The 14,703-nt window shown below is 63.6% G+C and carries 11 protein-coding genes; 7 read left to right on the top strand and 4 right to left on the bottom strand.

Annotation, left to right across the window (positions count from 1 at the left end):
* Position 1: 1 nt before the first annotated feature.
* Entirely contained in the window at positions 2-850 is an 849-nt protein-coding gene (locus J2T57_RS16185) for a hypothetical protein (RefSeq protein ID WP_253480936.1), read from the bottom strand.
* A gap of 168 nt (positions 851-1,018) precedes the next feature.
* Between J2T57_RS16185 and J2T57_RS16190 the strand changes: the two genes are divergently transcribed.
* Entirely contained in the window at positions 1,019-1,816 is a 798-nt protein-coding gene (locus tag J2T57_RS16190) for an enhanced serine sensitivity protein SseB C-terminal domain-containing protein (protein WP_253480939.1), read from the top strand.
* Positions 1,817-1,886: 70 nt separating this feature from the next.
* Here the strand turns inward: J2T57_RS16190 and J2T57_RS16195 are convergent, their stop codons facing one another.
* Both J2T57_RS16195 and lexA read right to left on the bottom strand, forming a co-directional pair.
* The gene (locus J2T57_RS16195) at positions 1,887-4,049 is read right to left on the bottom strand and encodes a malate synthase G (RefSeq protein WP_253480941.1); all 2,163 of its coding nucleotides are present in this window, start codon (positions 4,047-4,049) and stop codon (positions 1,887-1,889) included.
* 199 nt (positions 4,050-4,248) lie between these two features.
* Positions 4,249-4,911, bottom strand: a complete 663-nt coding sequence (gene lexA / locus J2T57_RS16200; RefSeq protein ID WP_253480966.1) for a transcriptional repressor LexA — start codon at positions 4,909-4,911, stop codon at positions 4,249-4,251.
* An 80-nt stretch (positions 4,912-4,991) separates the two neighbouring features.
* Between lexA and J2T57_RS16205 the strand changes: the two genes are divergently transcribed.
* From J2T57_RS16205 to tsaA, 4 genes are all read left to right on the top strand, one after another.
* Entirely contained in the window at positions 4,992-7,406 is a 2,415-nt protein-coding gene (locus tag J2T57_RS16205; protein WP_253480968.1) for a DEAD/DEAH box helicase, read from the top strand.
* Positions 7,384-8,367: a ribonuclease H-like domain-containing protein gene (locus tag J2T57_RS16210; protein ID WP_253480971.1), complete on the top strand. Its 984-nt coding sequence runs from the start codon at positions 7,384-7,386 to the stop codon at positions 8,365-8,367. The genes J2T57_RS16205 and J2T57_RS16210 overlap by 23 nt, the downstream gene beginning before the upstream one ends.
* A gap of 77 nt (positions 8,368-8,444) precedes the next feature.
* Positions 8,445-8,831, top strand: a complete 387-nt coding sequence (locus J2T57_RS16215; RefSeq protein ID WP_253480974.1) for a hypothetical protein — start codon at positions 8,445-8,447, stop codon at positions 8,829-8,831.
* 61 nt (positions 8,832-8,892) lie between these two features.
* The gene (tsaA, locus tag J2T57_RS16220) at positions 8,893-9,627 is read left to right on the top strand and encodes a tRNA (N6-threonylcarbamoyladenosine(37)-N6)-methyltransferase TrmO (protein ID WP_253480992.1); all 735 of its coding nucleotides are present in this window, start codon (positions 8,893-8,895) and stop codon (positions 9,625-9,627) included.
* Positions 9,628-9,661: 34 nt separating this feature from the next.
* On the opposite strand, the gene J2T57_RS16225 is transcribed toward tsaA, so the two are convergent.
* Positions 9,662-9,970, bottom strand: a complete 309-nt coding sequence (locus tag J2T57_RS16225) for a hypothetical protein (protein WP_253480995.1) — start codon at positions 9,968-9,970, stop codon at positions 9,662-9,664.
* A 104-nt stretch (positions 9,971-10,074) separates the two neighbouring features.
* On the opposite strand from J2T57_RS16225, the gene J2T57_RS16230 reads away from it, so the two are divergent.
* On the top strand, positions 10,075-12,486 hold the full coding sequence (locus J2T57_RS16230) for a penicillin acylase family protein (protein ID WP_253480999.1): 2,412 nt from the start codon (positions 10,075-10,077) through the stop codon (positions 12,484-12,486).
* Entirely contained in the window at positions 12,483-14,651 is a 2,169-nt protein-coding gene (locus J2T57_RS16235; RefSeq protein WP_253481011.1) for a tRNA(Met) cytidine acetyltransferase TmcA, read from the top strand. The genes J2T57_RS16230 and J2T57_RS16235 overlap by 4 nt, the downstream gene beginning before the upstream one ends.
* Positions 14,652-14,703 lie beyond the last annotated feature (52 nt).

Raw genomic sequence — 14,703 nt, forward strand, 5'->3', positions numbered from 1 at the left:
GTCAGTGCCGCGGCCGGTGCCGGGGGCGGGGCCTCGGTATGAGGCGTTTGCCCAGGGATGGCGGCTGGAAAACGGCGTCGCCGCGGCGGCTACGATCGACATCCGTTGCCGCCGCCTCCATCAGTTCGTGGAGCATCCGTCGTGCGGCGGCGTCCGTCCTGGGGGCCAGACGATCCCTGTCGTCGGCTGTCAGCAGTTGCTCCAGGAATTGCAGTTCCCCGGAGATCCGCCGCAGCGGGCCGATGTAGAGGCGGTGCAGGGCGCGGCTCACGCCGACCACCGGAAAGCGGTTTTTCACGGCCCATCCACCGCTGGCGCGGGCGTGCCACTCGCTCGAGCGAAGCAGGCGCATCATCTCCCGGTGGGCGGCGGCATGTGTCCGCCGCAGCCTGCCGCTTCTGGCCGCTTGCCGGAGGGCGTGCAGGTGCCGGTGGAGTAGTCTGCGGTTTTCGATAATTCGCCGCAGGCTGTGTTCCGTTTTCTGGCGTCGCCGGTTTTTGAACGCCCGTTCCACGGACGGCTGGAGCAGGGGCGTCTGAATGAGCACGTCGGGGATCCGACGGCCCTGGCATGCGCCCCTGTCAAACCAGGCGAGGGCCTCGACCGCGGTACGGGGGTGCTGCGTTTCTTCTGGCAGTGCGGCGAGCGTCTCCAGGAGAGTGCTTGTATCGACGTTCCCGGCGCCGGCAAAGTGTTCCCGCAACGCTGCGCCAGCCGTGAAATTGACGACGATGGCAAGCATGTCCTCACGCAGATAGCCTGGCCGCAATCGATAAACCCGGGCCACCGCGTCAGCGTGTTCCCTGCAAAGCTCGGTCAGTGTCTGCCAATAGCGTTGCTCGTCAGCCATGGTCGGTACCTGTAAGGACCTGATCCCATTGTAGTGCCCCTGCGCCGACAAGACATCCGGCACGTCGCTGTGATGGTCATGTTAGACTGTAAGGGTTGGTTAAACCCTAACCCACTGGGGGTGACCCGAGCCCCCCGATGCCGAGCCGGCCCCATCCGGCGGAGGTCCATGGAACCGACTACCGACCAGCCCAACGTCCTCGAACATGCGCTCAGCCGCGCCCACCAGCAGCCGGCCATGCGGCCCGATTTCTATCGCGCCCTGCTGCGCTCGGAGATCTATCTCATTGGCAGCAGTTCACCGGCCGACAGCACCCGGTCCGGCCAGGAACTGACGCTTATGCAGTGGGAAACCGAGCGTGGCGAGCGGGTGATTCCCGTATTCACGTCGCTGGAGGAGGTTCGCCGCTCAATCGACAGCGAGGAGCAGGTGTTGCGCATGCCCGGTGCCCAGCTCATGGCCCTGGGTACTGACGTCCCATTGGTGCTCAATCCGTTGTCAGAATTGCAGGAGATCCTCTCGCCGGACGACGTGCAAGCTCTGGCGGCAGGGCACCTCCCGGGCGTCGATGCGGTTGCGAGCCGCCAGCATGAAGCCGGCCGGCCGCGGCGGGTAGGGCCTGCCAGGCCCTATCCAGCCATCCTGGTGGATGCGCTGACGACGCTGTTCGTCGGTCGCCGTGAAGTGCGTGCTGCCTGGTTATGCGCCATGGAGCCGGAGTTGCGTGGCGATCCCGACCAGTTGCTGGTCGGTCTGGACCTTGAACCCGATACCTTCGAGCAGGTCTCCGAGGACGTCATCTACGTTGCCAGCAGAGTCGAGGAGCGAGGCGGTTTCGTCAGCGCCGATGTTCTCGAGTTGGGCGACTCTCCGCTGTCTCGTCAGGTACGGGCTGTAGCAGAGCCCTTCTACAGCCGGAGCTGGGGTGAGCGAATCACCGATCCACTGCTCCCCGGGCACGCCTGATCACGTGCAGACAAGAAAAAGCCGGCAATCTGCCGGCTTTTTTTCTGTTTTGCTACCGTCCTGATCGGACTCAGGTGCCCTTCAGCTCCCGTCTCCGGCGGTGCAGCACCGGCTCGGTGTAGCCACTGGGCTGCTCGCGGCCCTTGAACACCAGGTCGCAGGCAGCCTTGAAGGCGATACCGTCAAAGCTCGGGGACATGTTGCGATAGGCGGGATCGCCAGCGTTCTGGCGGTCAACCACCTCGGCCATGCGCTTCATTGTCTCCATCACCTGCTCTTCGCTGGCAACGCCATGGTGCAGCCAGTTGGCGATATGCTGGCTGGAGATGCGCAACGTTGCACGGTCTTCCATCAGCCCCACATCGTTGATGTCCGGCACCTTGGAGCAGCCGACACCCTGGTCGATCCAGCGGACCACGTAGCCGAGGATGCCCTGGGCGTTGTTGTCCAGTTCCTGCTGGATCTCCTCTGCGCTCCAGTTGGGGTTGTTCTCCACCGGAACCGTGAGGATGTCGTCAAGACTGGCGCGTCCGCGGCTCTTGAGTCGCGATTGCACTGCCTGGACGTCAACCTGATGGTAGTGCAGGGCATGCAGGGTGGCCGCCGTGGGGGAGGGCACCCAGGCACAGTTCGCGCCTGCCTTGGGATGGCCGATCTTGGCTTCCAGCATCTCGGCCATGCGGTCGGGCTTCGGCCACATGCCCTTGCCGATCTGGGCATGACCCTGCAGGCCGCACTCGAGGCCTACATCGACATTCCAGTCCTCATAGGCCTTGATCCAGGGCTCACCCTTGATGTCGTCCTTGCGCTTGAAGGGGCCGAGTTCCATGGATGTGTGGATCTCATCGCCGGTGCGATCGAGGAAGCCGGTGTTGATGAAGATCACCCGCTCCCTGGCGGCACGGAGGCATTCCTTCAGGTTGACGGTGGTGCGTCGTTCTTCATCCATTACCCCGATCTTCAGGGTGTTGCGGGCAAGACCGAGAGCGTCTTCCACACGATTGAGAATCTCACAGGCAAAGGCGACTTCTTCCGGGCCGTGCATTTTCGGCTTGACGATGTAGACGCTGCCTTCCCGTGAATTGCTGACCCGCCCCAGGCCCTTGAGGTCGTGCATGGCGCACAGCGACGTGATCATGCCATCGAGCATGCCTTCGGGGATCTCGTTGCCCTGCTCGTCGAGCACCGCCGGCGTTGTCATCAAATGACCGACGTTGCGCACCAGCATGAGTGCACGCCCCGGCAGCGTCAGTTCGCCGCCCTCGGCCAGAGTGTAGGTGCGGTCCGGGTTGAGCTGACGGGTGATCGTCTTGTCACCCTTCTTCACCTGCTCTTCCAGGTCGCCGCGCATCAGGCCCAGCCAATTGCGATAGACCAGCACCTTGTCGTCGCCGTCCACAGCGGCGATGGAATCCTCGCAGTCCTGGATTGCGGTAAGCGCCGATTCCAACACCACGTCCTTGACGCCGGCGGGGTGTCGCGAGCCGATGGGGTGGCTGCTGTCGATCTGGATTTCCAGATGCAGGTTGTTCTTCTGCAGGAGAATGGTCTCCGGCGCATTCTGTGGGCCGACGAAGCCGACAAACTGCGATGGATCCTTCAGGCTGGTGGTGCCCCCTTCCAGTGACACCTGGAGCTTGCCGGCGTCGATCCGGTAGCCGGTGACGTCGGCATGGCTGCCAGTCTCTAGAGGTGCGGCGTCGTCAAGCATGGTAGCGGCGTGCTTGACCACGGCGTCGCCACGATCGGGGTTAAACCCGCCGGTCTTCTCCAGCCCACCGTCCTCGGGAATGATGTCTGTGCCATACAGCGCGTCGTACAGGCTTCCCCAACGGGCGTTACCCGCATTCAGCGCGAAACGGGCATTCATCACGGGAACCACCAACTGTGGCCCGGCGATAGTCGCGATTTCAGGATCAACGTTGGACGTCGTTGCCTGGAAATCTTCCCCCTCTGGAAGGAGATAGCCGATTTCCTTGAGAAACTGCTTGTACTCTTCTGCGTTATGCGGCTGCCCTTTGCGTTCGCGATGCCAGGCATCGATTTTCGCCTGGAGGCGATCGCGCTTTTCAAGCAACTCGCGATTACGGGGACCAAGATCACGAACCATGCGGCCGAGTTCCGTCCAGACATGGTCGGCTTCTATCCCGAGGTCGGGCGTGACTTCGTTGGCAATCAGGTCATACAGCGGCTTGGCAACCTGCAGGCCACCGATGGCTATTCTCTCGGACATGGACTAAGCCTCCTCCCGCTATCGGGTGTGGGGCGCCGCACGAGGACCCTGTCGGGCGGCGATGATCAGTTCAGCGCATATCATAGACCATAAATGGAATCAGGTCATCATGAACGCTTCGGCAATCAACAAGAGTCTGTTTTTAATGAATTAAATGGAATTTAAATAAAATGGAAACCGTGTCCATAATCAGGTTTTTTTACCGGTAGCGGCGAAACTGTGCCACCACCACCCCCTGGATCTGCACTTGCTCCGGTGTATATCGCTGTACAGCATATTCCGGGTTGGCGGGGTGAAGGAACACAGCCTCCGGACTCTGCTGAATGAACTTCAGCGTGGCCTCGTCCCCGTCGATGAGAGCGACCACCATATCGCCATTTTTGGCCTGTTGCTTGTGCTCGACCAGCACCCAGTCGCCGTCCAGTACGCCAGCGTCGCGCATGGAGTCGCCGCGGACTTCCAGGGCGTAGGAGGCCCGTCCGCCATGGAGTTCCGACGGGATATTCAATGTGATCTCATCGGTCACGGCTTCGATAGGGCGACCGGCTGCGATCCGGCCGAGCAGCGGCAGTGATTCGGGGCTGTCGTGGTCGGGCTGGATCAGGTGGATGCCCCGGCGCCTTCCCTGGGTGGGCGCTACCAGTCCGGCGTTCACCAGGGCCTGGATATGCTTGTGCAGGGAGCCGCGTGAGCGCAGCCCCAACGCCTCGCATACTTCCATCAGCGTAGGCGCGGGCAAACCCTCAGCGGCGCGCTGGGAAAGCAGATCAAGAACCGCCTGCTGCCGCCGGGTCAATGAGGGCGCGGAATGCGTGGCCTGCGACTTGCCATGTTGCCCATGGCTGTGCGGGTGCGAATCCATGATCGGCACAGCTCCTCTCTTGTGTGTTCTCCATTTGTTCTCTACATTCAGCGGATCAGGAGAACAAATGGAGAATACGCGTGGTCAGGCTGGCAGAACAAGCTGCGCCGAGCGCCGCTGACGACCCGGTACGTCGTCTCGCAGCCAGGCTCAAACGCAAGTACGGCAGCCGAGTTACCGGAGAGCTCGTGGCACCCGGCAGTCCGGGACGGTTCGAGCCGTTGCCTGATGAGCTGCATCCTGCGTTGCGGCAGGCACTGCATTCGCGGGGTGTCGACCAGCTGTATAGCCACCAGAGCCGGGCCTGGGGTCAGGTGCGGGCCGGTGTCGATAGCGTGATGGTCACTCCCACGGCCTCGGGCAAGACCCTCTGCTACAACCTTCCCGTGTTGCAGGCAGTGCTTGAGGGCGGTGGCAAGGCGCTTTACCTCTTCCCGACCAAGGCACTGTCGCAAGATCAGGTGGCCGAGTTGACCGAGCTCAACCAGGCCGGTGAGCTTGGCATTCGGGCATACACCTTTGACGGCGATACGCCCGGCGATGCCCGTAAGGCGGTCCGCACCCATGGTGACATCGTCGTGTCGAATCCGGACATGCTGCATCAAGCGGTGTTGCCGCATCACACCAAATGGGCACAGTTCTTCGAGAATCTGCGTTTCGTTGTGATCGACGAGATGCACATCTACCGGGGTGTGTTCGGCGCTCACATGGCAAACCTGATGCGGCGGCTGGACCGCATCTGCCGGTTTTACGGCGCCCGGCCCGTGTTCGTGCTTTGCTCGGCGACCATCGCCAACCCTGAAGACCTGGCTGCGCGGCTGGTCGGGCGGCCGGTAACGGCAATCAGTGAAAGCGGGGCGCCAGTGGGAGAGCGGCATCTGTTGCTATGGAATCCCCCGGTGATCAACCCCGACCTGGGTATTCGTGCCTCGGCGCGGTCGCAGACCACGCGTATCGCCAGAACGGCAATCCGGGCAGGGCTCAAGACAATTCTCTTCGCGCAGTCCCGCCTGATGGTGGAAGTGCTGACCAAGTATCTGAAGGATGTCTTCGACGCCGACCCGCGCAAGCCAGCCCGGGTGACGGCTTATCGTGGCGGCTACCTTCCCGTGGAGCGCAGGGCTGCCGAGAAGGCACTGCGTGCCGGGCGGGTGGACTGTGTTGTGTCCACCTCGGCGCTGGAACTGGGCGTGGATATCGGCGCCCTGGATGTCTGCGTGCTGAACGGGTATCCCGGCAGCATCGCAGCGACCTGGCAGCGTCTGGGCAGGGCCGGGCGCCGGCAGCGCGCCGCACTTGGCGTGCTGGTGGCTTCCAGCCAGCCGCTGGATCAATACATTATCCGCAATCCGGAATTCTTTCTCGGCGCTTCTCCAGAGCACGCCCGTATCGATCCGGACCAGTTGCTCATCCTGCTGGATCACGTGCGCTGCGCGGCCTTCGAGTTGCCCTTTCAGAGGGGTGAGCGATTCGGTGGCGAGAATCTGGAGGAGCTGCTGGCATACCTGGAAGAGCAGGGGGTCGTGCATCGCGAGGCGGATGCCTGGCACTGGATGGCAGACAGTTACCCGGCCCACAGCGTCAGCCTGCGCTCTGTGGCGGAAGGCAACTTTGTGGTGATCGATGCCACCAACGGGGGCAAGCAGATCATTGCCGAGGTGGACTACACCAGCGCCGCGGAGACGATCTACGAGGGCGCGATCTACATGCGCCAGGCCAATCCCTACCAGGTGGAGCGGCTTGACTGGGTGGGCCGCAAGGCCTACGTGCGTCAAACCCGCGCCGATTACTACACTGACGCCATTGACTACACGCGCCTGCGGATTCTGGAAAACTTCGAATCCGCCCCGGTGGTTGCCAGCAGCACCTCCAGGGGCGAAGTTCATGTGGTAAGGCGGATTCCGGGCTACAAGAAGATCCGATACTACAGCCACGAGAACATCGGCTACGGCAATATCAACCTGCCGGACCAGGAGATGCACACCACGTCGGTATGGTGGGAACTGGCTCCTGGCGTGCTGGAAGCGCGCTTTACCTCCCGACAACAGGCCCTGGATGGATTCCTCGGCGCGGCCTATGCCATGCACCATGTTGCTGCATTGCGAGTGATGGCTGATCCAGGTGATCTGGGGCGATCGGTGGGCGACGGGGATGGCCGTTGGTTTGCAACGGTGGGCTCGGACGGGCGGGGCCGGATTCTCGGCCCCGAGGGAAGTCCAAGGGATCCGGCGTCCGAAGCCCGGTTTCGACCCGCCGTGTTTCTGTACGACAACTATCCCGGCGGCATCGGATTTTCGGCGCCGCTTTACGAACAACGGGATGCCGTGGTCGGCGGCGCTCGCGATCTGGTGGCCCGGTGTGACTGTGCCCATGGTTGCCCGGCTTGTGTCGGGCCCATACTCGCGTCCGACGAAGTGCGTGGCTATTCGCCGAAATCAGTGACTGCGACGGTGCTGGACACCATGCTGAGCCATGCCGTTACGCACGCGTCTTGATGCGCTCCGTCGTGCCGCTGGCACCGAACCGGGACCGGCGGAGGCAAACACAACGGCTCTGGCCAGGCGGCTCGGGCAGTTGCGCGCACCCGGGCAGGGCACTCCGACGCGGCGAGCCTGTCGGGATAACGCCGCCACGGCGCTCGCCGGGAGCCTCGGTGCTACTGTGCTCGGCCCCGGGGTATTGGTCATGGAGAAGCGCTGGCCCCTAGTTCACCAGCATGGGAGTTGGCCCGTCGCACTGTCGGGCGTCATTCCCGAGACCCTTATGCCGCAACGGCTCCCGAAGACCGGATTGGTCGGCTATTTCGATACCGAGACGTCCGGGCTCAGTGGCGGCGCTGGAACCGTGATTCTCAATTGTGGTCTCGCCTGGCGTGAGGGTGCCGCACTGGTGCTGCGACAGTGGCTGCTCACTGCATTTTCCGGCGAGGCTGCCATGCTGCGGGACCTGCTGCCCCGCCTTGCGGCTGTGGGTGTACTCGTCACGTACAACGGCACAACCTTCGATTTGCCTTTGCTGCGCGATCGGCTGCGCTTTCACGGCATTACCACCATGGCCGAACCCGCTCATGTGGATCTGCTGCACCCGGTGCGGCGATTGTTCGCTCGTGTCTGGCCCCGGTGCCGCCTGGTCGATGTCGAGCAGCGGTTGCTTGGCTTCCATCGAAATGACGATATGCCGGGGAGCGAAGTGCCTGCGGCATGGCGAAACTGGTTATCGGGCAGGCCGGCGCATGGCTTTCAGCGGGTGCCTGAGCACAACGCCCTGGATGTGCTCAGTCTGGCAGTCCTTCCCTCGGCGCTGGCACGGGTGCTGGAAGACCCCCTTGCCTACAGTGCCAGGCCCATCGCCGCTGCCCGTATGCTGCGGCAGGCTGGCAAGCACCAGTACTGCCATCGCATACTGAACGGGATCAACGCCCAGCAGTGGCTGGACCTACCCGACCCGATTGCCTGACACATCCCTTTCCTGATCAGGCTGTGCTATTTCTTGTGAAGAAAGATCGAACACATTCCGTTCCTGCCCGAGCCGCCATGATGGATGAGTTGCTGATTCGGAAATTGCAGATTCAGCCCGGTATGCGCGGGACGCTGTTATTTTCTCCGCCTGGCTTTGTGCGCAGGCTGGAGCACCCGGGAATTCACCTTGATGCGGGCCAGCGACTCGACTTTCTGTTGCTATTCGTTTCCAATGCCGGCGAATTACAGTCACGATTCCTTGGTGCGCATAGACGCCTGCGCTATGACGGTTTGCTCTGGATCTGCTTCCCCAAGCCCCCGGCCGTTCGGGATGACGACCTCAGCCATGACAACGGCTGGTCCTGCGTCACCCGACGCGGCCTTGCCGGTGTGGCGAGAGTCTCCCTGGACCTGCGATGGGCGGCAACGCGCTTTCGACCGCGGGAGCGGCTGGCGCGGTGACTCCGCAACGTCGGTAGACTGCTGTCGTCGGCAAGACTGCAAATCCACCGCGAGCATGTGAATGATTCAGTGTCTCCTTGATGCAGTCGCTGTTATGCGTGGTGACTTCCAGGACAAGTTCGGCACCCCCAGGCAGCCCGGTCTGGTGCCATCGGCCAGAGGTCGGGTGGTGTTGTTGCCGCCCTATGATCAACCTGCCGCAGTTGCCGGACTTGAGCAGTATTCCCACCTCTGGTTGCTGTTCTGGTGTCACGCCAATCGGTCAGAGGATGTCCGGCTGACGGTTCGTCCCCCACGGTTGGGCGGCAACCGACGGCTCGGGGTGTTCGCCACGCGCACCCCGTACCGGCCGAATCCCATCGGGCTGTCTCTGGTGCGCTTCCGCGGGGTCGCGGTGGAGAGGGGGGAGATGTATCTCAAGGTAGAGGGGGCCGATATCGTTGACGGAACGCCGATTCTGGACATCAAACCCTATCTGCCCTACGCCGACCAGGTTGCCGGCGCACAGGCACCCGAGGCCTTCTCCGCGTCGCCGCCGGTCCAATACCGGATCATCTTCAGCCCTGAGGCCGCCGTCGAACTGCAACGACACCCTGATGGCGAGCGTCTTCGCTGCCTGATTGAGGAGGTTCTGGCGCTGGACCCCAGGCCTGCCTACCACGCGGATGGAACAGGGCGGCAATACGGGATGCGACTGGCGGGGCTGGAGATCAACTGGGCGTTGGCGGGTGATGCGATACAGGTTATCGGACTCAAGCCTGCAGACGATCATGCGGCGACGGATTCAGCAAGGTGACATGCTGGCGGCAAGTCACCTTGCTGATGTCGTTTCAGTTCTGCCGCTCTTCTATGTAGAGAAGCTGCAGGCCGGATTCCTCGACGGCGCGCTCGAGAGCGGACCGGCTGAACAGGCCGCGGCTGCGAACCACAAGTACACTGCGGTCCATGTCGATATTCTGCAGGGTGATTCGTGGAAGGTCCTGCACGGGACGCGTCTGCGTCCAGGCACGCCCAGCCGGTGGCAGACCGCGCACATGGACTTCATACACAGTCCCACCACTGACGTGGTTACTACCCATCGCAGGCCCTGCACCCAGGAGCAGGCCGATGGCCAGAAACATGGTGATAAGGTGTCGCATCTCTTTAACCCTCCCGTCATTATTTTATCTGAGGAGACACTGGACGTTGCGCGCTTTCGCCGGATGAGACCGACGAGCTTGAATCAACGCCGGGATTATTGCACATGATACGCCCGCGTTCCGTAGCCATCGTGACTGGTCTGATCTGTCTCGCCTGCCTTGGGGGCTGGATCTGGCTCTACAGCCTCATTCAGTTCCAGGAGTCCGGTGAATTACCGGTTCCCGGCTTGACGGAAGCGGTGGAGGTCTTGCGTGACGGGCGGGGGATTCCCTACCTGTTTGCCGCCAACACCCGTGACGTCTATATCGCCCAGGGGTTCATCACCGCCCAGCATCGGCTGTTTCAACTGGAGGTTTATCGGCGCCTGCTCGAGGGCCGACTGGCGGAGGTGCTTGGTGAGACGGCGCTGGGCTCCGATCGACGGCAGCGTATCCTCAATCCGGCGGGTCATGCGCGGGCTCATTGGCAGCGACTCGAACCGGCTGATCGCATCGCCTTGCAGGCCTATGTCGATGGGGTGAATGCCTACGTTGAGCACTACGGCCACGAACACCATCTCGAGTTTCGCCTGTTGGGAATGGAGGCAGAGCCCTGGGAACCCGAGGACCTCCTGGCCATCGCGCATTTCGTTGCATCCACCCAGAGCCAGAGCTTTACGTCGGCGGCGGTCATGCAGCGCATTGTCGATCGGATTGGCATCAGCAATGCCCGGATACTGTTCCCGCACCTGGGGGCCCTGGAGCCCGAGCCGGTCTCGACTCACGCGGGCGCCTCGATTGACGCTGCCGGCGACGGCGATAGTAGCGAGCTTGGAACACAACCATCCGGCCCCGGGTTTGGCAGCAATGCCTGGGCGTTGGCCCCGTCGCGGGCGACTGGCGGCGCAGCCGTACTCGGCAATGATCCCCACCTCGACGCCCGCACACTGCCGGGGATCTGGCACCCGATCGGTCTTTACACCCCGGAGCGTCGCGCTATCGGCGCCGCGGTTCCCGGGCTCCCCGGCCTACTGGTGGGGCGTAACGAGTCCGTCGCCTTTGGCGTCACCAATGCCTACGGCGATACCCAGGATCTGTACCTCGAGGTGCTGGATCCGGATGATCCCACACGCTACCTGGACGGTGAGCGGTCGTTGCGCCTGGTCATCCGCGAGGAGCGCATTCGGGTGGCCGACGCCGCCGCGCCCGACGGCTACCGGGATGAGATCCTGCGCGTCAGGGAGACGCGGCGTGGCCCGATCGTGTCCGACCTCCCGGCCATGGCTGCAACGGGACACTTGATGAGCTTGCGCTGGACGGCAGCAGAGCCCGAAGCCACGGGTAGTCGCCTTGGTTTTGACCGGCTCTGGCAGGCCGACTCGGTCTCGCAGTTACTTGAGGCGGCGCGGGATATCGGTTTGCTGACCCTGCACGTCGTCTATGCAGCGGACACCGGGGAGATTGGCTCCCAGGCCACCGGGCGTATTCCGGTTAGGGCCAGGGGCGATAGCAGTCTGCCTCGCCGGGTCGACGGTGCGGATGACTGGGTGGGGTGGATTCCACCCCAGTGGATGCCGGGGGAGCGTGATCCTGCGGTGGGCTGGGTAGCCGCCGCCAACCACGATACCCGGCCGGCTTATTTTCCGTTCCAGTATTCGGAATTCTTCGCACCCGGCTACCGCTATCGCCGACTCGTGGAACTGCTGGACAGGGATGTCCCCCTGTCGCCGGCAGAACAATGGCGCATCATGCTGGACCGTCGCAACCTTCAGGCAGAACGGTTGACGCCCGGTTTCGTCGCTGCGGCGGATCGCTTGCTGGCCACTGGCAGGGGCGGGGAGACCCTGGGCCGGGCGCGGGGCCTGCTGGCCGCCTGGGACTTCGAGGATCGCGCCGACCGTCCGGAATCCCTGATCTACCAGCACGCCTACCGGGAGTTGAGCCGCCGAATCATGGTAGATGTCCTCGGCGAGGGTCTCACCCGCGCTTACCTGTCGCATACCTACCTGTGGAAAGAACGCCTGGACGATATCCTCTCGGCGGGGGATCGGACTCCATGGCGTGGGCCTGATGCACCGTCGCCCGATGCGGTGTTCGAGTCTGCACTGATGGCTGCGCTGGACACACTGGCCGCCGAGCATGGTAATGATGTCGATCGGTGGCGATGGGGGGATGCGCATCGGATCCGGTTTACCAGCCCCATACGGCCCGAGGGGTGGGGCCGGGATTTCCTCGGTGGCGGTGAGCACCCCTACGATGGTTCCGGCGAGACCCTGCTGCGCGCCGCCCATGGCTGGCATGGTTCCTTCGACGTGCAGTTGCATGATTCACTGCGTTTTCGGGCCGACATGGGAGATAACGAGGCCGTGCAGGCATCCCTGGCCGGTGGCGTGGTCGGACGCCAGTTCCATCGGCATTTCCGGGATGGCCTGTCGGCCTGGTTATCAGGTGAGGCGGAAACCTGGTGGTTCTCCGAGGAACAGGTTCGCGCCAATGCTCGCCGTTCGGCCCGGCTGGTACCTGTGGAGAGTCCATGAACACGGCAAGTCCTAAAGAGACTGCGTTTCCCGACTGGCTTGCGGTGCTGCGGGAGGGCCTGGCCATGGGGCGTCAGCGTCGCCTGGTCTGCCTTGCGGGTCGCCGCGACTGGGCGTTATCGCTGGCCGCGGAGTTGGCGCCGGTTGAGAGCGGGCTCTGGGTCGGTGATGATGAGACGGCTCCGCCCAACTGGCCTAGCTCTCAGGCCACTGGAGCCCGGGACTGCCTCGGATCTGAGCTTGATCTCGCCGCCTGGGATGCCTGGGCCGGGCTGGATCCCGACGGCTTCGGTGCCCTGAGTGGTGCGATTCGCGCCGGCGGCGTCCTGATACTGTGCTGTCCGCCACTGGATGACTGGCCGCATTACGCGGATCCGGAGCATGTCCGACTGGCGGTGGAAGGCTACCCGATGGCGTCCATCTCCGGTCGCTTTCTCGCCCGATTCGCTCGCTGTCTCAGGGAAGACGAGGACGTCCTGGTTGTCCGCGAGGGGGCGCCACTTCCGCCGTTGCCGGCGGCACCGGTGGAGGCGGTCGATGATCCGCAGTGCTACGTCGAACAGGGCCTGGCAATCGAGGAAGTCTGCCGCGTGGCAGGTGGGCGCCGCCGACGGCCTCTGGTGCTGACCGCCGACAGAGGGCGGGGCAAGTCAGCAGCGCTGGGCTTTGCCGCTGCCCGCCTGCACAAGCAGATGCCGCAGGCACGCATCCTCCTGACGGCCCCGCGACACGAGCAATGCGAAGCGGTATACCGCTTCGCCGGTGCGGCCGCGCCAATCTATGTTTCTCCGGCGGACCTGCTGGAGCAGACGCCACCGGCGGATCTGCTCCTGGTTGACGAAGCGGCAGGGATCGCGCCCGACATCCTTCAGGCGCTGTTGTTGCGCTACAACCGCATCGTCTTCTCCACCACCGTTCACGGCTACGAGGGAACCGGGCGCGGATTCTCGCTGCGTTTCCGTTCAGCACTGGACCGCGACGCGCCGGGTTGGCGGCAGCTTGAACTCCGGGAGCCCATGCGATGGGCCGCAGATGATCCCCTGGAGCGGCTCACATTCTCATGCCTGCTGCTGAACGCGGAGTTGCCGGAAGCGCCAGCGGTTGGTAGCGCCGACCGCCTGCGTTGCCGGTTGCTGGACCGGGACGCGCTGCTCGCCGATGAGCCCCTGCTTCGCCAGGTGTTCGGTTTGCTGGTGCAGGCCCACTACCGCACCCGGCCCATGGACCTGCGCCATCTGCTCGATGGTCCCAATCTCAGCGTGCACCTTGCGGCCATGGCGGATCAGGTCGTGGGCATCGCGCTTGTGGCGGAAGAGGGCGGCTTTCCGCCGGAACTTGCGGAGGCCATCTGGACCGGTCGGCGACGGCCCCAGGGACACCTGCTTCCACAGTCCCTGGCCGCCCACGTTGGTGTGCGGCAAGGTGCCGCTCTGCGCGGGCTGCGGATCATGCGTATTGCTGTCCATCCGGACTGTCGGCGTCGGGGTGTTGGTTCTGCCTTGCTTGGCAGTCTCGTGGAGGCGGCGGAGGCAAACAGCCTCGACATGATCGGTTCAAGCTTCGGTGTGACCCCGGACCTGCTGACCTTCTGGTGGAGCAACGGCTTCCTGCCCTTGCGTGTAGGCATGCGTCGCGACGCCGCCAGTGGTACCCACTCCCTGCTGGTAGCCCGGTCTATCAGTGATGCTGCCCGGGAACGGGTTGCGGAGGGTCGGCATCGCTTCCGTCGGGAATTGCCATTACACCTTCAGGACACGCTGTCCACGCTTGCCTGGGACGTCTGTGACGGCGTGCTGGGGCAACTGGGGGAGGCCGGCAGCCCGCCCGGCGGGCAGGACTGGCTTGACGCGGCCGCCTTTGCCAGTACCTGCCGGGCCTATGAGGCCAGTCTGGCCTCGCTGCACACCCTGGCCTGGTGGGCGCTGGTGGAGCGCGCTGCCAGACACAGCCTGACAGAGCGCCATCGGGCGGTTTTCATTCTGAAATTGCTCCAGGGGCGGAGTTGGAGAGATACCGCGCGGTCACTCGGTCTTTCCGGGCGTGGCGAAGTCATTGCAGTACTCAAGGAGGCGGTTCTGGAACTCGTCCATCACCACGGACCGTCTTCGGTCCGGGAATTCCCGGCGGTCTGGCAGGCTCAGCGCCCTGACAGCGAGAACTGCTAATCTTTGAGCAGTGCAGTGTCCCATAACGGAAGTTCGGCACGTTTCTGCGCCC

The sequence above is a fragment of the Natronocella acetinitrilica genome (assembly GCF_024170285.1).
GTDB lineage: Bacteria > Pseudomonadota > Gammaproteobacteria > Nitrococcales > Aquisalimonadaceae > Natronocella > Natronocella acetinitrilica.